This is a genomic window from Pedobacter polaris, assembly GCF_005116505.1.
Lineage (GTDB): Bacteria > Bacteroidota > Bacteroidia > Sphingobacteriales > Sphingobacteriaceae > Pedobacter > Pedobacter polaris.
Genome location: NZ_SWBR01000002.1, coordinates 781000 through 802436 on the forward strand (window position 1 = coordinate 781000; position 21437 = coordinate 802436).

Annotated in this window: 12 protein-coding genes; 7 read left to right on the forward strand and 5 right to left on the reverse strand. The window is 37.3% G+C overall.

The features are described from left to right. Positions 1–101: 101 nt before the first annotated feature. Positions 102–1544 carry a tetratricopeptide repeat protein gene (locus tag FA048_RS09650; RefSeq protein WP_136840282.1) on the reverse strand — a complete coding sequence of 481 codons (1443 nt, stop codon included), beginning with the start codon at positions 1542–1544 and terminating at the stop codon, positions 102–104. Between the two features lie 422 nt (positions 1545–1966). Here FA048_RS09650 and FA048_RS09655 point away from each other — a divergent pair, with 422 nt between their 5' ends. Further along, positions 1967–2347 carry a hypothetical protein gene (locus FA048_RS09655; protein ID WP_136840284.1) on the forward strand — a complete coding sequence of 127 codons (381 nt, stop codon included), beginning with the start codon at positions 1967–1969 and terminating at the stop codon, positions 2345–2347. Between the two features lie 59 nt (positions 2348–2406). Here the strand turns inward: FA048_RS09655 and FA048_RS09660 are convergent, their stop codons facing one another. Continuing rightward, positions 2407–3036 (reverse strand): DUF4142 domain-containing protein, encoded by a 630-nt coding sequence (locus FA048_RS09660; protein ID WP_136840286.1) that lies wholly within the window; start codon positions 3034–3036, stop codon positions 2407–2409. A 1185-nt stretch (positions 3037–4221) separates the two neighbouring features. On the opposite strand from FA048_RS09660, the gene FA048_RS09665 reads away from it, so the two are divergent. From FA048_RS09665 to FA048_RS09675, 3 genes are read left to right on the forward strand one after another with little or no spacing between them, the layout of a single operon-like run. Continuing rightward, entirely contained in the window at positions 4222–7179 is a 2958-nt protein-coding gene (locus FA048_RS09665; RefSeq protein WP_136840288.1) for a sugar-binding domain-containing protein, read from the forward strand. A gap of 21 nt (positions 7180–7200) precedes the next feature. Beyond that, positions 7201–8862, forward strand: a complete 1662-nt coding sequence (locus FA048_RS09670; RefSeq protein ID WP_136840290.1) for a GH39 family glycosyl hydrolase — start codon at positions 7201–7203, stop codon at positions 8860–8862. Next, complete coding sequence (locus FA048_RS09675) at positions 8862–10466, forward strand: family 43 glycosylhydrolase (protein ID WP_136840292.1); 1605 nt, start codon at positions 8862–8864, stop codon at positions 10464–10466. The genes FA048_RS09670 and FA048_RS09675 overlap by 1 nt, the downstream gene beginning before the upstream one ends. A 16-nt stretch (positions 10467–10482) precedes the next feature. On the opposite strand, the gene FA048_RS09680 is transcribed toward FA048_RS09675, so the two are convergent. The 3 genes from FA048_RS09680 to FA048_RS09690 are packed head-to-tail and all read right to left on the reverse strand — an operon-like array spanning position 10483 to position 14045. Continuing rightward, positions 10483–11727 (reverse strand): GDSL-type esterase/lipase family protein, encoded by a 1245-nt coding sequence (locus tag FA048_RS09680; RefSeq protein ID WP_136840294.1) that lies wholly within the window; start codon positions 11725–11727, stop codon positions 10483–10485. A 22-nt stretch (positions 11728–11749) separates the two neighbouring features. Further along, complete coding sequence (locus FA048_RS09685) at positions 11750–12697, reverse strand: family 43 glycosylhydrolase (protein ID WP_136840295.1); 948 nt, start codon at positions 12695–12697, stop codon at positions 11750–11752. A gap of 10 nt (positions 12698–12707) precedes the next feature. Continuing rightward, the gene (locus FA048_RS09690; protein ID WP_205943464.1) at positions 12708–14045 is read right to left on the reverse strand and encodes a glycoside hydrolase family 43 protein; all 1338 of its coding nucleotides are present in this window, start codon (positions 14043–14045) and stop codon (positions 12708–12710) included. Positions 14046–14819: 774 nt separating this feature from the next. Here FA048_RS09690 and FA048_RS09695 point away from each other — a divergent pair. From FA048_RS09695 to FA048_RS09705, 3 genes are all read left to right on the forward strand, one after another. Beyond that, positions 14820–17948: a SusC/RagA family TonB-linked outer membrane protein gene (locus FA048_RS09695; RefSeq protein WP_169306846.1), complete on the forward strand. Its 3129-nt coding sequence runs from the start codon at positions 14820–14822 to the stop codon at positions 17946–17948. 101 nt (positions 17949–18049) lie between these two features. Next, the gene (locus FA048_RS09700) at positions 18050–20050 is read left to right on the forward strand and encodes a RagB/SusD family nutrient uptake outer membrane protein (RefSeq protein ID WP_136840299.1); all 2001 of its coding nucleotides are present in this window, start codon (positions 18050–18052) and stop codon (positions 20048–20050) included. A 534-nt stretch (positions 20051–20584) separates the two neighbouring features. Then, complete coding sequence (locus FA048_RS09705) at positions 20585–21139, forward strand: hypothetical protein (RefSeq protein ID WP_136840301.1); 555 nt, start codon at positions 20585–20587, stop codon at positions 21137–21139. Positions 21140–21437 lie beyond the last annotated feature (298 nt).

A 21437-nucleotide genomic window follows, 5' to 3' on the forward strand; every position in this document is an offset into this window, starting at 1 on the left:
CTGCAGTAACATAAATTGATTGATAGACAAACATTTAGGTTATTTATTCACATCATTAAATAAACAAAAGAGATAATCTATTTTAGCTCATTTGCTGGAATTCAGCTATTAAAGATGAAAAGGTTGATATCTTCTGAAGAAGAAATATTGAACTTTTTTCTGAGCCGATATTTCCTGGATTCTACTGAGCGAACACTTATATTGGCAAATCTGGCTATTTCTTTAGTATCTAAGTTCATCCTGAGATAGGCACAAAATTCCAGGTCATTAAGACTTAGATCTGGAAATTTGCTAAGCATTTTCTCCTTGAAGGTTGGATATAATTCATTAAATTTTATTAAAAATGCTGGATCTTTTGCTTTTGCCAATTCCAACAGGAGACCTAAAGAATCTATTTCTGCTTGGCTTTTAGTTTCTGAAATTGAATTGAGCAAGTCATTCTTTTCTTTAATGATATTTTTTTGAGTTTTTCTATAAATTCTAAATTTAAAGAAACCTAATGTAGATACCAGAAGAACGCTGACTACGATTAACCCTATCAGGTATCTCATTTTCTTTTTTTCATTATCAAGAACCTGCTGTTCTTTTTCGCCCATAGATTTAACAACAACAGCCAAATTATTTTTGCTATTTATACTATCAGATAGTTTTTTATGTAGGTTAAGGTATTGATTGGCCTCTTTTTCATTTTTGCTTGCAGTATATGCTTTTTGTAGCCTATTATAAACATCCCTAAGTTCATAGGATAAATTTAATTTCTTAAGGGTGGGTACAGTACTTTTTAAAAATATAATTGCAGAATCACTTTTCTTATTCTTTGTGTAATAATAAGCCCAGCCAGAGTTTGTTGTGGCTATAGCATAGGGATGTTTACTCTCATTAGCAAATCTCATAGCGATGTCTAGGTAAAATTTTGCGGAATCATTTTTTTTCTCCTGAATAAATGCAACTGCTAAGTTGTTGGCCAATACAGCTAAATTGATCCTCACCATTGGATCTTTTACTTTTAGCAAAGCATTATAGGCTCTTTTGCGGTAGATGTATGCTGAATCTCGGAGTTTTAATTTATTAAAACAGGTACTAATTTCCCCATTCGCTTGGGCATATAAACCATGATCTGCTATAACTTCAGGCGTAAGCATTTTTTTAAAGCTTTCTATTGCCTTTTCGAATAGTTTTTCCATCATGTACCGCTGACCATAGACGAAATTGATATCGGCCATAAACTTTTCTGAGGTTTTTACAAAGTCTTCATTTTCTGCTAGTTTTAGGTATTCTTCTGCTTTACTAAAGTCCCCAGCTCTATTGTAGGCGTTAGCAATTGTGATACAAGTGCTAGCTATTCCTTCGGAGTAGGAAATTCGTTTAGAATCTTTTATTATTTCTTGGGTTGTTTTAATAAATTCATTTAAACCACCTCCAGTACTAAGTGTTTTATCAGCTTCGAAGATCCTTGCATCAATTTCGTTATGAGCCGTAGGTTTCTGAGCCAATGCGCTATTAGCGAACCAGAAAAAAATGATTATCAAAGAGAGTTTAAACATAAGTTGAGCAACTGAAAAAACCTTAAAATTTCACTTGACCTGTACTTACCAATTGAGTTTTAACAAAGTTATTTCACTACAAAATTAAGACGAAATTATATCAAAAACAAACATTACCTAAATATATGTATCTAAATAGTTACATTATTTATCAAATCATAAAATATGGCAATGCGTAGTCCTTATGAACCCCATTAAAACATGCACAAGTCTATGAGTGTTGAGCATCTTCTACGAAGTATCGCTATTTACAGTTTAATATTATGTTATAGCTAATGTTTTTAAAATTGTATATCTAATAATAGTTGCTAATCGTTACTTTACTGCTGAGTAATACCTTACCTTTGGAGAATTAGGGAAAATGCGCAATGGATTTTATTATTGTTTTTAAAAAGAGAGGTGGGTATATAATTGCCCTGTGTTTGAGTTTGATTTGTTTTAAAACTAGCGCGACTACTTATGGTTGTGTGTCTAATGATACTGGATACATCTATCCAAATGAAGCGTATGGCACAACTTATGAAGCTAGCCCTGTTGCTTACGTAGGTACTGGTGATTTCTGTAGACCAAGCTATAAAGGTAATTGTAGAATAAGATCTAGGGTAGATTGTAGACAATGTACTGGTCCAGTTAATGAGGGAAGTAATTGGAACCAAGACATCTGGTACTACCAGGCAGGTAAAGAATACTCGTATATAGATTGTCCCATTGATACAGAAATTGGGTTCCTATTAATTGGCGTTCTTGGAATGGGTGTATTCTTTATTAGAAAGAATAAAAAATTAGTGATCAATCCCTATTAGGAAGTCCTTTATTATTAGTTGTACTCCATTACCTACTATCCCTCTAAACTATTCTCATCTTAATGTGCTTTCCTGTCGCTCAACTTCAATGGATCATCTCCTTGGTTGGCCTTTGGTGCCTGAAAGGCCGTATCTATCTGCATTACCAAACGATAATGATGTTTAAGCTTAGGTAGCAGTCCTGAGGCAAACTGGCTTATTTGTTTATCAGCAGATCTTTCGGCCAGCGCAAACAAATCGATGGCAGTTTTATGTTCATTGATCATCAGTTGTAGGTAATATTCGTTTCTTCCCTCATCTTTAAACGAATCCATTTTATTGATTAGTTCAATTTTACTATTCGGTAATGCCGATGGCAATACATATCCCTTGCTTTGGGCCAACGCACTTAGTTTTCGATTAGCATCTCCATGATCATTTACCATCATTTGGGCAAAGGTTTTGATAGCAGAATCTTCAGTTGTAACCAAAATCTTGCTGCTGCTCTCTACTTCTACCATACCTCCATAAGCTGCATGCTCAAAAAAGGAAACATCATTGCTATCTAGCTTGGTTGCATCGTCTGTTTTTACCAATAAAGTATCTGGTTGACTGGCACTGCTGTCTTTAGTGGAAGTGCTATCTTTTTGTTCATTGCTACCACAGGCAGCAAGTACAAGGATTATTAGATATAGAAAGGGATTTTTCATAATTCATATTTTAGACTCCAACAATGTGGTTTGCATTTGGTTTCAATAATTTATAAGTATCGAAACGCTCTTGCTGTGCCACCACTCAGGCTTGCCACCCACCTGTCTTCCGTCATTGCGAAGCTGGTCTTCTTCGGCTGTGGCAATCTCATCCTTACTTTATTAGCTGTCATGCTGAGCCTGTCGAAGCATCATTTAGTTAAATGCCAACGCTTAACCTTGCCTCGGCTCTTGGGCGCCGAAAGCCCTAGTCCTTTTTTTCTTGATGAAAAAAGTACCAAAAACATCAAGAAAGAACGATGCTTCCACCCGCAGGCTACCGCATGGCCCGCCGTTCTTTCAGCCCAACGCTCTTGGGGACAGTAGTAAATATGATAATTTCGTGGTTTTCGATTTATGTTCCATCTCCTTCTGCAATGAACTGTGGGTTAAACCCATAGGCTGCCGTTTATTGTAGCAACTCTCCCTTCTTTCTAACATTGATAGCACGCAGGGCTTATCCAGCAACGGAGAAAACTGGCAAATGAAGGTTTGAGGGCGGGAAAGGCATAGCTGTTTTGCCCTTCAGCAAAACCGTAGCCTGTGTTTGCCAGTTTTGTGAGTGGACTAGAGCGCAAGGTTGCCTAGGAGAAGCCTAAGCATTTTTGCATACTTTTGATGCTTCAAAAGTTTGTTGCCTCGCGGCAAAGAGCGTTTAGAGCTAGTTGTTCAGCTGTCATGCTGAGCCTAGCGAAGCATCTATTACTAAAGATGCCAACGCTTAGCCTTGCCTCGGCTCATGGGCGCCGAAAGCCCTAGTCCTTTTTTTCTTGATGAAAAAAGTACCAAAAACATCAAGAAAGAACGATGCTTCCACCCACAAACCTACGCATGGCCCGCCGTTCTTTCATCCCTGCGCTCTTGGGGACAGTGGGGAATGGGATAATTTGGAGGTTTTGGTGTACGCCTCTACCCTGCTACCCCATCCGTCATCTCGACCTTGGGAGAGATCTGCAGCCTACGAAGCAGTGCACCCAAGCTATTATGCTACTAGTAATATTGTCTTGCTGAGCCTGTCGAAGCACTTTTTGCCGTTGGCGCAACTCACAAGCTTGCTTAGCTTAACAAGGCAATACACAGGATAGTACAGGTTGCTAATATTAACGATTGGATATATCTTAGCAAAAACCAATTATAAACCATCCCATGAAGCATAAATTGTTTCTCCTTTTTTTTCTGTCCGCTTTAGGACTTCAAACTAGTTTTGCCCAAAATCAACGTAGTACCTATAACTTCAATCCAGGTTGGAAATTATACATTGGTGATATCACTAATGCTGAAGCCATTGATTTTGATGATAAAAGTTGGAAAGGGATTACCCTACCCTACGCTTGGAATGAAGGCGAGGCTTTTAAAAAATCTATAGAAGATTTATCAACTGGCATTGCCTGGTACCGTAAACATTTTACTTTACCGAATGGTGCTCAAGACAAAAAAATATTTCTAGAATTTGAAGGTATTAGACAAGCGGGAGAATTTTATTTAAATGGAAAGTTTATTGGGAGACATGAAAATGGTATCACAGCTTTTGGTTTCGATATTAGTAACTTAATTATCCCTGATAAAGAAAATGTATTGGCCGTAAGAATTGACAATGCATGGAACTACCGGGAAAAAGCAACCAACTCACCTTATCAATGGAATGATAAGAATTTTAATGCCAATTATGGTGGTATCTCTAAAAATGTACGCCTACATATCGCAGGAAAGCTTTATCAAACGCTGCCACTTTATTCGAGTTTAAAAACTACTGGAAATTATATTTACGCAAAAAACTTTAACATTACTGGTAAAAGCGCCGTTGTTGTATCAGAATCTGAAGTTAAAAATGAGACCAATGAATTAAAAAATATTAGCTACGAAATAGACCTAAAAGATGCAGATGGGAAGCTCATCAAAACTTTTAATGCGATTCCTCAAAATTTAGCACCCGGTGAGACAGCAATTTTAAAAGCAGAAGCTGTAGTAAATGGATTAAATTTCTGGAGCTGGGGTTATGGCTATTTATATACAATTACCTCACGATTAAAAGTAAATGGCGTTACGGTTGATGAACTATATACGAAAACGGGTTTCCGTAAAACGGAATTTAAAAATGGGATGGTTTACCTAAACGATCAGGTGTTAATGATGAAAGGCTATGCGCAACGAACCAGTAACGAATGGCCTGCCGTTGGTTTATCTGTACCGGCATGGCTAAGTGATTACAGCAATCAATTAATGGTAGAGAGTAACGCTAATTTGGTGCGATGGATGCACATTACCCCTTGGAAACAGGATATAGAATCGTGCGACAGAGTTGGTTTGATACAAGCTATGCCAGCAGGCGATTCAGAAAAAGATGTAACAGGAACCAGATGGGACCAACGTAAAGCGGTAATGACTGATGCAATTGTGTACAACCGAAACAATCCGAGCATTGTTTTTTACGAGTGCGGAAACGAATCTATCAGTGCTGAACACATGGTTGAGATGAAAGATATCCGCAATCAATATGACCCCAATGGAGGAAGAGCAATTGGCTCAAGAGAGATGCTTGATATTAATGCAGCAGAATATGGTGGTGAAATGTTATATATCAACAAAAGTGCAAACAAGCCCTTATGGAGCATGGAATACTCTAGAGATGAAGGTTTACGGAAATATTGGGATGAGTTTTCACCTCCCTACCACATTAACGGTGCTGGTCCTAAATATAAAGATGCCGATGCGAGTGATTACAATAGAAACCAAGACTCTCATGCCATTGAAAATGTAATTAGATGGAATGAATATTATCAAGAACGGCCAGGAACCGGTACGAGAGTGAGTTCTGGTGGTGTAAACATTATTTTTTCTGATTCGAATACCCATCATCGTGGTGAAGAGAATTACCGTAGAAGTGGTGAAGTAGATGCAATGCGTATTCCAAAAGATGGCTTTTTTGCACATAAAGTAATGTGGGATGGTTGGGTTGATGCGAAAAAAGAGGGTATACATTTAATTGGACATTGGAATTATAAGGCTGGTACTAAAAAGAACGTATATGTAGTTGCAGCAGGTAATAAAGTAGCGTTATTTTTAAATGGCAAATCGCTAGGCTATGGTGAAAAAAGCAATGGTTTTCTTTTCACATTTAAGGCAGTTAATTACCAGTCTGGCATATTAAAAGCTGTTTCTTATGATGCTAAAGGTGTAAAATTAGCTGAAACACAATTAAAAACTTCGGGCGAACCAGTAAGTATTAAATTAACTAAAATGCAAAATCCAACAGGCTTTAAAGCAGATGGTTCAGATCTTGCTTTGGTACAGGTAGAAGTGATTGATGCAGCAGGAAACCGCTGTCCTATTGCATTAAATATGATTAATTTTGAATTAACTGGACCAGCCGAATGGCGTGGTGGAATTGCACAAGGACCAGATAATTACATTTTATCTAAACAATTGCCAGTTGAAGGTGGCGTAAATAGAATTTTAGTAAGGTCTACAACTACAGCAGGCAAAATAAACATTACAGCTAAGGCCGAAGGATTAAAATCTAGCACAATTGCACTTGAAACCTTTCCGGTATCAGTTAAAAATGGTTTATCTAGCCAATTCCCTGCTGACGGACTAAAGTCTAACTTAAAAAGAGGTGCTACGCCAACAGCGCAAACCTATCAGGTTAGCAGAAAAACTATTAAAATAATTGGTGCAAGTGCAGGGGCTAATACAGATAAAGCAAGATTAAGCTATGATGATAACGAATTAAGTGACTGGGTAAATGATGGAACATTAAATACAGCTTGGATTAAATACGACTTGGAAAAAGAAAGCACCGTTACACAAGTTGAATTAAAAGTAAATGGCTTTAGAACTAAAGCCTATCCTATTCGTATTTTGGTTGATGGAAAGGAAGTTTTTAAAGGAAATACCATACCAAGTCTAGGTTACTTTACAGCCATTTGCAAACCTACAAAAGGGAAAACGGTAACTATACAATTGCTGGGATCTGGTAAAGACAATAATGCAAATATTGGCGTTGAGGTGAATGGTAAAAAATTAGATGATGGAATTGAACGCGTAGAAACGAAATCTAAAGGAGGCCTGAGTATTATAGAAGCAGAAATTTACGAAGCAAAATAAAAACATCAAAATTAAATGAAAATGCTCCCTAACATACGTCTTATTACGGTATTGATCTTATTCGTAACGCAAATAAGCAATGCTCAAAACAAAGCCAATATTGAAGTTAACTTTGATAAAAAAGTTGCAGAGATGAAACCAATTTGGGCTTGGTTTGGATACGACGAACCCAACTATACCTATATGAAAGATGGTCAGAAATTATTGACCGACATCTCAAAATTGAGTCCTGTACCTGTGTATGTTAGGGCACACAATCTATTAACATCTGGAGATGGCACTCCTGCCTTAAAATGGGGTTCTACCAATGCATATACCGAAGATGCGAATGGTAATCCTATTTACAACTGGACAATTGTAGACCGCATTTTCGATACCTATGTAAAACGAGGGATGAAACCATTAGCGCAAATTGGCTTTATGCCAGAGGCTTTATCTATAAAACCTATTCCTTATCAACATAAATGGAAACCCGGTGTTCGTTATGATGAAATTTTAACTGGTTGGGCTTATCCCCCAAAGGATTACAAAAAATGGGGCAATTTGGTTTATGAATGGGTAAAACACTGTGTAGAAAGATATGGCCAAAAAGAAGTAGAAAGTTGGTATTGGGAAGTTTGGAATGAACCTGATGGTGCTTATTGGAAAGCTACGCAAGCCGAATTTTTTAAATTGTACGACTACGCAGCTGATGGATTGAAAAGAGCTTTACCTACCGCTAAAATTGGAGGTGCAAATGTAACTGGCGGAGGAAGTAAATATTTAGATGCATTCATCAATCACTGTTTAAAAGACACGAATTATGTAACTGGCAAAATTGGTTCACCATTAGATGCCATATTGTTTCATGCTAAGGGATCACCAAGAGTAGTTAAAGGAACCGTTGTAATGAATATAGGCACAGAACTAAGAAATGTAGATGCTAATTATAAGGTCATTAGCAAATATCCTCAGCTTAAAAATATACCTGTAATTATTGGAGAGTTCGATCCAGAAGGATGTGCTGCTTGTGGAATGGCAACCAATCCAGAAAATGCTTATAGAAATGGAACCATGTATTCTAGCTATACCGCAGCCTCTTTTGCAAGGTTATATGAATTAACCGATAAGTACAACATCAATCTGTTAGGTGCAGTAAGCTGGTCATTTGAATTCGAAAACCAACCTTGGTTTGCGGGCTTTAGGGACTTAGCTACCAATGGTGTTAACAAGCCTGTATTAAATGTATTTAAGATGTTTGGAATGATGAAAGGTAATCGAGTGGAAGCAAAAAGCAATCAAATGTATTACCTCAAATCTGTTTTAGATTCAAGTATTAGAAAATCAGTTCCAGATATCGGCGTATTAGCTGCAAAAGCTGAAAATTCAACTACAGTTTTAATTTGGAATTACCATGATGAGGATAAAAAAGGCGCTGTTGATACGGTTGCTGTGTCGTTAAATGGCTTAACTAAAAAAGTGGTCAACATTATCCATTATCGTATTGATGAGCTCAACAGCAATGCTTACGAAACATGGAAAAAGATGGGTTCTCCTCAAAACCCAAGTGCTGCACAACTAAAAGAGCTCACCCAATCTAGTGAACTAAAAAAAATTGGCAAACCCATAAAGTTTAACACTACAACTGGCCCCTTTAAATTTGAATTGGGTAGACAAGGTGTTTCTTTGCTAACAATAAATTAATGAAAATACAAACCGGCAATGTGATTAAGATTATTATAGCATTCTATTGCTGCATCGAACTCGGATCAACAGCCGTAAAAGCGCAGACCAATACTATCAAAAATGATGCATTCTGGCAAACAAAAGATGGACAGCCAATTAATAGCCAAGGTGGTGGAATATTTAGATTTAATGATCCTAAAACAGGTGAAAAGAAATATTACTGGTACGGGGTACATTATGCAGAAGCCGATGCTTATCGCAATAATCCATCTATAACACAACCTCGGGCTACTTTCGAATCAGTAACCTGTTACAGTTCTACCGATTTGGTTAACTGGACCTTTGAGAGAGATGTGTTAACTAAAAAAGAAACCAATAAGGGAGGAAAAACCTGGGTTGGCCGTTTAGGAGTTGCTTATGTAAGTGAATTAAAAAAATATGCCCTATTCGTTCAACACGGTAACCAAGTGCTAATTACAGTAGCTGATTCACCTACAGGTGATTTTACCTGGCATCAAAAAATAGACATGGAACCTATGATTGGCACTAGCAATACTGGTGATCAGACGGTATTTACTGATGAGGATACGGGTAAATCTTATCTCATTTATTCTTATGGCAAAGGCCGAAACAAAATCTATGTATCTGAAATTGGTGCTAAGGATGGGAAAGTGAATTTGCTAGATTGTACTCAGATCTTTAAGGGTGAAAGTAGAGAAGGGAACTGCATGTTTAAGCACAAGGGTAAATATTACATGTTTGCGTCTAATATATATGGATGGGATTCATCTCACGCCTATTATTTAGTAGCTGATAACATAAGAGGGCCTTACCTACCCACTAATAAAATGTTGGTAATGGATGGTGCAGCTAATGATTATGCACATGTATCACAAACTGGTTTTTTTGTAGTAGTAAAAGGCACTGCCCAAGAAACAGTTGTTTATTGTGGCGACCGTTGGGCTAACTTAGCGGGTAACGGCTTAGGCTACAATCAATGGTGCCCACTATCATTTAAGGGCAAAACACCCTACTTTAATTCATTAAACTCTTGGAACCTCGACGCTAAAACAGGTAAATGGGCAGTAGCTACTGATAATAATTATGTAATGAACGGTAGTTTTGAAGCAGACAGAAAACGCATACCGAGCGTAATAAAACCTGTGCAAACACAATTAACCGGTTGGGTTACTACCGTAATTGAAGGAAATAAGATTAACCTAGATAGCACTCAATCACCCAACTTAAACTACTTTAACACAGCCGCTGATAGAAAAGTAGTTATTGGTGAAAAAAGCTTAAATATGAGTGATAAAGTAAACTTTAGGCGAAGAGTAGCTCAACAGATTAGTTCTTCTCCTTATGTAAAACTTGAAGACGGATTTTATACATTAATAGCCAAAATCAAGAACAACAATAAGTTTAAGAATTTAGAAATGTATGCTACCAGCAATGGCAAGCTGTTTAAATACACAATAAAGGTAGAACATACAACATGGCAAACCATCAGTATACCGAAGATCCTCATTAAAAATGGAAAGGTAGAGATTGGCTTTTTAGCAGATGGCAATGCACATGCTTCTTGTTACATAGATGATGTATCGCTAGTAAAAGTAAAATGATAAACTTTAAGTTTTGCTAATTTCCATCTGGTTTTACCATACTCGCTTGTAAACTTTCTGGCCAATGCCACGTATCAAGTCCATCTGGCTGAGCTGGGTTAAACTTTTGCTTAGGATCAATTAGAAAATTAGCCAGGGGCAATTTCGCTGATTTTATACCTTCAACTATACATTTGGCAATTTCATAGGCACCATAAGGGCTAAAATGAGTATTATCTGCTAGCGGTTGATTTTGCCCTGGATAAGTATTGGCAGGATAATGAACAAATGCTTTTTTTGAGGGTTCTACACCCATAGCATTAAACAAAATAGTAGTTAACTGATTTAAATCAATTAAGGCTACCCCTTCTTGAGCGGCCACTTTACGAGCTGCATCTGGAAAATCGCCCAGTGAATTTTGAATCTTTCCATCTTTATCAAAAGATCTTCTAGTAGTTGATGTCACAATAACAGGTATTCCACCTTTCTCTCTAAATCTAGACACAAATAACTTTAAACGTTCGGTGTACGATTTATAGGCTCCATCATCCGGTCCTTTATCTTTCTGGTCATTATGCCCAAACTCTACAAAGAGATAGTCTCCTCGCTTCATTACACTCATAATTTTATCTAATCTTTTACTTCCTAGAAAAGAACCTAAGGTTAATCCAGATTCAGCATGATTTGCAATGGCTACTCCAGGTTTAAAAAAACGAGGTATCATTTGCCCCCAAGCTGCCCAAGGTTCATAATCGCCATTTACAACGGTAGAATTACCAGCTAAAAATACCGTAACCTGATCTTCAACTTTCTTAATTGTTATGGCTTTTAAAACCACATATTTATCAAATTCTAAGGTGAGTTTATTGTCCCAATCCAGCTTGGTTAATTCTCTTTCTTTAAGCTTCACAGTTTCTTTATCGTTTATTTTCTTGTTTTTTATATTAACGATAAATGTTTTTTTAACAAACTGACCAGCTTTTGTTTGCACATCTTCTAGCATCAATCTCCTCGATTCTGCTTTTACAAAAGTGCCATGTGTACTGCTTAGGATAACGGTAACTTGGTAATTGCCTTCTGGAACGTTTACCGAAAAATAAAAAGGACTGCCTTCTTTACTCATTTTGGTATCAAAATCAAATCCTGCTCCACTGGCGGTTGTACAATTTGATAAGTTTTTCCCTTTACTAAAGTCAAAATTAAAAGTTGTTTTTACTTGAGCTATGCTACAATTGCCTAATAACGCAAATAATATGATGAAGTTGATTTTCTTGATATTCATGGGTTTGATTCGAATGTTATGGCTATTTGATCTTAACTGGTTTTACTTTTTCAAAAACATCAATAGGCATGATATTTCCATCTTGATCAAATCGCAATGGCGAAATACAGGTCTCTCTATTGTAACCATTGCCACCTGGAATTTTAAAACGATGATAAGCAATATACCATTCATCTTTTCCTGGCACCTGAACAATAGAATGATGCCCTGCGCCTTTTACAACACCTTTGCCTTTTAAAATTGGATTTTTAGTTGCTTTAACAAAAGGGCCCAAGGGAGAATCTGAAGTAGCATAAGCTACGGAATATCTAGGGTCTCTGGTATCATATTCTGACCAACTTAGGTAATACTTTCCATTTCTTTTAAAAACAAATGAACCTTCATTATATCCCCTTGGTTTAATGGATATAATTTTGGTGGTATCATAAGAAATCATGTTATCAGCTAACTTTACAATATTGCAATTCCCTTGTCCAAAATACAGATAGGCAGCGCCATCATCGTCAACAAACACCATCGGATCAATCATTTGCCCACGCAACATTGCTTTTTTAACAAGTGGCTTTCCCAATGCATCTTTAAAAGGACCAGTTGGCTTGTCTGAAACCGCTACCCCAATATTAACATCTGCAGAAAAATAGTAATAGTATTTTCCATTTTTGTAAGCGATGGCCGGAGCCCAAGCTCTCTCTTTAGCCCAGCTAATGTCTTTTGGCAAATCCAAAATTACCTTCTCATACTTCCATTTTACCAGATCTTTAGAAGACCAGGCTGTAAAACTTGTCGACTTCCACCCTTCTGAACCATCTGTAGTAGGATAGATATAAAATCGATTACCAAAAGCAGCAATATGCGGATCTGCATAAACATTAGGCAATACGGCTGCTGGGGCATTTAAAGTATCTATTTGAGCAGTTGCTGTTGTAGCAAAAAAGAGTACATTTAATACTATCAATACTATATTTTTCATTGCAATTAATTTATTGTTTTTTTATTAAAAGTTCTGGCACACCACCCCATTTTTCGTTTAAACGTTTAGCTTCCTCATTGGTTATTCCAATTACACTTCCATGTCTTGGATAAAAATTCTTAGTAAATGATTCTGGCGTTTGGGTAAACTCGTACAAATCTTTACTCCGTTGAAACTCATAGCGGTGATTGGTATACAAATCATACATCAATATATAAGTGTCGGCATTGTTTAGTTTAAAAACGCTAGAACCCTCTACCACTATTTTCTTAGCAGAATAAGCATCAAGGTATTTAAACTCCTCAACCCAAGGACCTTGCAAGCTTTTTGCAGTTGCCTGTTGAATACCGTTTTTGATTTCTTTTCCTTTTTCGTCCTTGGTATTCGCCTTAAAGAAGAAATGATAAGTGCCATCCTTATAAATGATATCACCATCAATTGCACCATACTTAGGACTAAACATCAATTTAGGCTCATGCTCAAAACCACTAAAATCTATATTGGCATAGGCTGCATAAAAATCAAGCTTCGCATCATCCTTAAATTTAACGGTAAAATAAACTAAATATTTACCTACTGCTGGGTCATAAATGGTTTGTGGCGCCCAAACCCATTGTACATTTTTAAACTTGGCGGGATAACTCTTTTCTAGGTCTATAAAATTATGTTTCCAGTTAATTAAATCAATCGATTTAAGCATTACAATACCTGGGTTATGTCCCCAACCATTTTTGGCCGTACTCATATCAGTAGCTACTAAATAAAAGCTTTTTTCGTCCTCTCCTCTCAAAATATGTGGATCTCTCACTCCTCCTGTTCCCGATATTTTTTCTGAAGCAATGATAGGTTGGTTTTTATTCAAAGCAAACCAGTTCGAAGCATCAGCACTTACCCCAAATCTAATCTGCTCATCCATATTACGTGGACCTGAACCTTCAAAGTAAGTAAACAAATAACCTTGTAAGGCTTGTTCCTGATAAGCGATGGTAACATCAAATGATTTTTTAAACCTCATGCTACCTACAGCAATGGTAGCAGTCATTTTTGCCTTTATTCTCTTTCCGTTTCGGGGTGATAGTTTAATCAGTTTGCCATTATTGGATAGGTATGTTGGGTTGTTCGATTTCCAAGTAATGGTAGAACCGTATTTACCAATGGTATCAAGAACCAAATCCCAATGCAGATTTTGGGCATAACTTGCTGGAATTTTTAAAGAATCGGCTGCAAGGGCAACCTTCATTCTTGCCGACCCTCCTTGTGGCGCATCCCATATAGTTTGGGCTTGCAAATTTCCACCAGCAATCAGTAAAATTAGGGCGTACACATACGATAAAGCATGTTTTGTCATTTAAATATTTGGTTAGTATAAAATTGTCTGCTGTTTTGAAATGATTTCCCATCAGCTAACTCAAATATCAACAAAGCAATAGTTAAAAGCATCCTGTAGTATCCTGCCTATTAAAACTTACCAAACAGTGCAGGATGGTGTAAAATTAAGAAACCTATATATTTGATACAACCAAATATTCGCCATATGCGCAACTATCTATCTATTCTGTTAAGTTTACTTACGCTGGTGTACTTCCCTACATAACTAAACAAAAAAAGGCTCCCCATACTAATCACTTTTCTGAGCTAATATTAAGCCATTATTAATTAGCTCATTAACAATTATGCTACTTCTTCAACAGCATTTACTAAACCAAAAAAGCTTTATAAATTCATCCATAAATGTCCTCACCTTACGGTACAGTACAGGATGGAATAATAAAACAAATGTTATAATTTTCATTTATCTAACCAATTCTCTTAAAAAAACTGCTTCAGCAGTAACTTAATTTTTAGTCTTATTCTATGTAGCATAAAAATTTAAACCTTATCCACAGCTTAAATAATGCAATCGGTTGCTTCAAGTTAAAACTCTCAGTTAATTTCAAATCAGACACTAATAAAATTATAAACAAAACTAATCCAACTTAAAACCCATAAATAATAGCCTCAGCATAAGCTATCATTCAACAAGTAATCAATTATTTCTAACCAAATAAATAAAACCATGTATTTTTATTTACATCCAAAGTCGTTTCATAGGCGACACGCAAACAGCAGCAAAACTCTGATTATGGGAATTGCTGCGCTTTCCTTATTTCTATTGGATAGTCCAGCAAATGCAGCTATCCGTTTTAAAAATGTTAATCCATTAGTTAAAAAACTTGACATAACTGTTAAAGGAACTATTAGTGATGAAAAAGGTGAAACACTGCCTGGTGTTGGTGTTAAGCTAAAAAACACAACCTTAACTACTACTACTGATGGCAATGGAGCATTTTCCATTACCATTCCAAGTGGAACAGTAAACCCCACCCTTATTATTACCTACATCGGGTTTGCCACACAAGAGGTGATAGTTAATGGCCGTGTAAATATTCCAATTACTTTAAAAAGTACTGTTAGCGACTTAGATGCAGTTGTAATTGTAGGCTACAATACCGTTAAGAAAAGTGACTTAACTGGAGCCGTAGTGAGCATTGGTGCAGAAGAAATTAGATCTAGACCAGTAACCAACGCCTTGCAGGCCATACAAGGTAAAGCAGCAGGTGTAGATATTACCTCAAACGAACGCCCAGGTCAAATGGGAAGCATCTTAATTCGTGGGGTGAGATCGCTTGCGGCAAGCAACTCTCCTTTATATGTTGTTGATGGAATTCCATTACAAGCTGGTGGTATCGAAGCTATCAATCCAAATGACATTGAAAGCATCGACATTTTAAAAGACGCCTCTGCTACGGCAATCTATGGGTCTCGTGGTGCAAACGGTGTAGTTTTAGTAACGACTAAAAGAGGCAAAGTAGGACGAGTAACCTTAGATTACGTAGGTACTTCTACTATAGAACAATTAGAAGACCGCATGGAAATGATGAATTCGGCACAATATGTTGAATTTAGAAGAAATGCCTTCAGGGCACTGGCTGCTACAGACACCAGAAAATACCCAGATGTAGCTACACTTGCTGCCGACCAAAAAATCTTCGCAGGAGATCCCAACGTACTTGCAAATCTTGCATTAGGTTGGCAAAATGGGGTTTATGACGGTAGTTTAATCCCTACTACAGATTGGGGAGATTTGGTTACCAGAACCGGGCTCACCCATGATCATGTTTTGAGTGTGAGCGGGGGTACCGATAAAATCAAGGCTTACGGATCTTTCGGTTACTTAAACCAAGAAGGCACACAATTAGGACAAGATTTTGAAAGATATAGTGGTAAGTTAAGTGTTGAAATTAATCCGGTAAAATGGTTTAAAATGGGCGCTAACTTAACGGCCAATTATGGTTTACAGAACTATGGTTTTGTAGCCGCAAGTGCATCTGGGGCTCCCTACATCTACGCTGCCGCTCGCGGAATGCTACCATTGGCAATTCCTTTTGATGCCTCAGGCAATAGAATAAACCTTCCTGGTGGAGATATCAACATTCAAAATCCGGTTCTTGAGGCAGATTACAATATCAATCTTCGCAAAACCCTAAGAACCATTGGATCTATTTTCGCAGAGGTAAAACTTATTGAGGGATTAAGATACCGGATTAATTTTGGCCCTGATTTTTCACATTTCTATAATGGAAGATACCAGGATGCCAAATCTGTAAATCGTGATGCAGGTATCGTAGGTTCTATTAATAATTTGGCCAATTTAGATCAGAGCACCAGATTTGCCTATACCCTAGATCACTTGTTGTATTATGATAAAACCATCAACAAACACAATTTTGGCGTAACCTTATTACAGAGTTCATCCGCTTTTAGAGATGAATCATCAGCATTGAGCGGCAGCAAATTGTCTTTACCACAATCGCTTTGGTACGGGTTAAATAACGGAGTAATTACAGGACTAGATGGCTTTAATAGTGATTTAGACAAATCTGCGTTGGTATCTTACATGGGTAGGGTAAATTACAGTTTCAACAGTAAATATTTGCTCACCGCATCTGCCAGATGGGATGGAGCCTCTCAATTAGCTGCTGGCAACAAATGGGATTTTTACCCCTCTGTAGCCCTGGCATGGCGCTTGGAACAAGAAGATTTCATGAAAAACATCAAGTGGGTAGATCAACTTAAATTAAGGTTTGGTGTGGGTAGTACAGGTAATTCTGCCGTACAAATTGGCAGCACCCTTGGTATTTTACAGCCGCTAACTTATACGTTCGGTAGCTCTGCGCAAACTGGATATGTTTCTTCAGACGCCTCTTTGGCCAACCCCATTACCTTGCCCAACAAACTATTAAGCTGGGAAAAAACTACACAATATAACCTGGGCTTAGACTTTGATTTATTTAAAGGAAGAATAAGCGGATCGCTTGACCTATACAAATCTAGAACCAATGATCTTATATTGTTAAAATCTATTTCCTCTATTAATGGTTATACAAAATCTTTCGACAATGTGGCCTCTACCAAAAATAAAGGGCTAGACCTTACTGTAAATTCAGTTAACATCAAAACCAAAGACTTTACTTGGGAGTCAACGCTAAATTTCTCTATGAGTAAAGACGAAATTGTTAAGCTAGACAATGGAGATATGGTAGCCGATCGCTTCTTTATAGGGCAAAGAAACGGCGTGGCTTATGATTTTGTAAAAGAGGGAATTTGGCAAAATACACCCGAAGACAAAATTGAAATGGATAAGTTTAACGCAAATATTATTAGTGTAAACAGCCAATTTAAACCTGGAAGTATTAAGATTAAGGATTTAAATGGCGATTATAAAATTGATGCCAATTATGACCTTAAGGTATTAGGCCATTATAACCCAAGTTGGACCGGAGGCTTAACCAATACTTTTGGTTATAAAAACTTCGACCTATCTATATTTATCATTGCCCGTTACAACTTCTTAATCCAAACTGGAGCCGAGTCTCTTCAGGGCCGTTATGCGCAGCGTGTGGTAGATTATTGGACACCTACAAACCCTACTAATGATTACCCTGCACCAAATTATGGCAATGCAAGCGGAGACCAATACGTAAGTTCATTAAACTATCAGGATGCTTCTTTTATTAAAATCAGGAACATATCCTTAGGTTATAACCTGCCAGCAAACTTGGTTAAAAAAATGACCTTATCTAGATTGAGGGTATATGCACAAGCCATCAATCCTGGTTTAATTTATTCTAATATCAAGTGGATAGATCCAGATTTGGGTGTTTCTGCTTTTAACAGAGGTGTGGTATTTGGAATTAACGCTAGCTTTTAACCAAAAAAGAAAAATGAACATGAAACCATCATTATTTCAAATTCACACGTAGCTGAATAAAATCATGATAGCTTCATCACAATTACATAATATATAAAAGGATGAAAAAGATAATAAATACATTAACAGGGTTGGCAATGCTAAGTGGATTAATGATCCTCCCAACTTCCTGTAAAAAGAGCTTCTTAGATGAAGAAGTAATCAATTCTCACAATACCTCAGAGTTTAAAACAACGCTGGGTTTAGATGGATTGGTTATTGGCATGTACCAAAGTTTAAGGTTTCATTTTAACTACACTTGGGCTTATACTACTACCAATTATGGTGTAGACGAGTTTACCGTTGGTGGCGATAGAACAGAACAAATGTTTAACTCTTACGATGGCAATTTCAATGCTAGATCTGGAGATATTGCTACCGTTTGGGACAATATGTACGGCAACATCAATTCTGCAAATATTGTAATTAAAAATGTTCCGTTATTTTATGAGGGAACAAATAAAAATACTCGTTTAGGCGAAGGTTATTTTATGCGTGCCTTTGATTATTTTAAACTCGTGAAACAGTTTGGCGGCGTTCCCATTAAACTTGACCCTTCTGAAACTATCCAAGAAGAGTTTACCAGAAACTCTGCCAAAGAGGTTTATGAACAAGTGATCCAAGATTTTATCCAAGCTTATAATTTGCTTCCAGCAGCTCCAGCAGAAACTGGCAGAATTACCAAATGGGCAGCTGCACACTTTTTAGCCAAAGTTTACCTGTTTCGTGCCAGTGAAATTAACAACGATTGGAACGGCGCCACTAAAACTGATGATTTAGAGAATGCCATAAAATACGCAGACTTAGTAATCAATAGTGGAAGCCATACGCTCGCCACAAATTTCAGCGATTTATGGAACTTTACAACAGTTGATGGGCCTAACGAAACCAACAAAGAAGTAATTTTAGCTGCTCAGTTTTCTAATAACGAGACTACCAAAGGTAGGTATGGCAATCAAATTCATTTGTATTACCCATCTATTTACCAAGTTCTACCAGGCATGATACGTGATCTTCCCGGAGGGCGTGAATTTCAGCGCATGAGGTCTACAGATTATGCACTGGATGTATTTGACCGTGTGAACGATTCTAGGTTCTGGAAAAGCTTTAAAACCCGTTACGTTTGTAATAACCCGGGTACCGCACCAAAATGGACTGCCGCAACAGCGCCTACACCTGGGCAAGTTGGACAATTTAAATTTGTTGGTGGTGAAGAAGCCATTTTATACATTGTAAACAATGCCGGAGATACCAGATACACCGCAGCAGATGTTAATGCAACCAATCCTTTACCAACAGATATTGGTAGACGTAAGTCTAACCTGTTGGTGCGGTATTTTGCTGGGCAACCACAAAGTTACCTCAACGCACATGGCAACTATGGGGTTAGTCAATTTGTGGCCTTATCTAAATTTATGGATGGATCTAGAAATATAGTAGGTTCTCAGTTTGGCCAACGAGATGGCATATTGGCCCGCTTAGCCGAAACTCATCTTATTGCTGCAGAAGCAAATGGCAGGTTGGGTAGATTTGCACAAGCCATTACCTACCTTAACAAGGTAAGAGACCGTGCAGCTTACAAAGATGGAGAAAATAGAGAAAGTTATGTAGATGGTGGCATTGCTTATAAAACCAATCCTGCAACAAATGCTACTGCACTTCCCTCTTATTCAGACAAGAATAGCTATTTCGAATCGAATAACATTCCGGTGAGTACAGTAAATACCTTAGCCGCTATGCATTTAAATGGCGAAGCTGATATATTTAATACCAACAAAGAATTTTATGATAAAATTGGGGCTACCTCGCAAGCAGATAAGTTTACTGCCTTCATTTTAAATGAGCGTTCTAGAGAGTTAATGGGCGAATTGATGAGATGGGAAGATCTTGCCCGTACCAAAACATTGGTAGCAAGAACAGCTGCTTTTAACTTAGAGGCTAAACCTGTTGAAAGTAAACATTATTTACGCCCAATTCCGCAAACGTTTTTAGATGTAATTAAAAGTGGTGGGGCACCATTAACATCCGAGCAGAAACAGGCCATGCAAAACCCTAATTGGTAAGCAATTTAATATTCATAAAAAAGAGCAATTAACGTTATGTTAATTGCTCTTTTTTTATGGCTTATAAATAATATTTTCATCATGGGCCTTTAGAAAGAGCATGTCATCCTGAGCCTGTCGAAGGGCTTGTTCTAAATAAAAAGTAACAATAGTATTGCAAGCAAGGAGATTGCTTCGTCGTGCCTTCTCGCAATGACGATTGATAAGAACTCGTTGTATGATTGGTTGTAACCCTGCCTGTCGAAGGGCTAAACTAAAGAGTCTTCGACAAGCTCAGACTGACATGATTTGTATGTAAGTTCTACTACAGAGCTATGTCACATTGTGCCTGTCGAAGGGCTAAACTAAGAGTCTTCGACAAGCTCAGACTCACATGATTTGTATGTAAGTTCCACTACAGAGTTATGTCACATTGAGCCTCTCGAAATGTTATTGTCACTAGCTTATAAAAAAAATTAAAAAGAAGGGGTAACATTTTTCATCAGGAGTTGATATCAATAAAAACAACCAATTATTAACCTTAAAAAAACAGTTATGAAAAAGTTTATTCAAATTATCGGCCTATTAAGCATTGCATTGGTTACCCTTTTTGCATGTAAAAAAAATGAAGTAGAAGTAAAAAAAGAAGATAGATTTTCTGTTGGGCTACAAGCTGCCACAGCTAGAGGTTCAGAAAATGCCATACTCATTGGCACTAAAGCAGAACTTAAAGCAGCGTTAACAGCCAAAGAAGGGCCTGTATACCTTAAAAAAGTTGCGACAGCTAACAATGTATTTATTCCTATAAAAGGTGAAGGACCTGGACCATTAAATCCAAGCGAACCATGTTGGGATGAGATAGAAGCCTATGTTAGTGCACATCTTGCAGAATGGCAATTGGCAGCTAACCAAACCTGTAGCAATGTAACAGTGTGTTTAACTTGTCCTAATGCCGGCGGGGGTTTATATGTGATGTACGTAATTAAACCTACTTCACCAAAATGTAACCTACTAGAAGCCTTTGAAGCTCAATTTAGCTTAGCTGCCTTTGATTTTGGTAATGACCAATTAGAAAGTGAAGCTGTAGCCGCTCATATCAAAGCGAAATAAATCTTATTAAAACGCAATTTATTAAAACGAATACATCAATTAGGCGCAAGCAAATGCTTGCGCCTAATTGATTCTACAAATCTCTAGTATAATTGTCAAAGAGATTTGGTCTAATTCCTCCCCCAACCCTCCCAATAAATCAGGATAAACCCTCCAAAGGGAAAGCATTTTCAAGCAAAGCAACCGTAATTATGAAAATTGCTATTGCACCCTGTCTCCCGCTGGCGGAGTAATCTAGGGGGTATTCATTTACCTTTTCCTCCACTATATCCAAAGGACAGTATACAGCTAGTAAAGA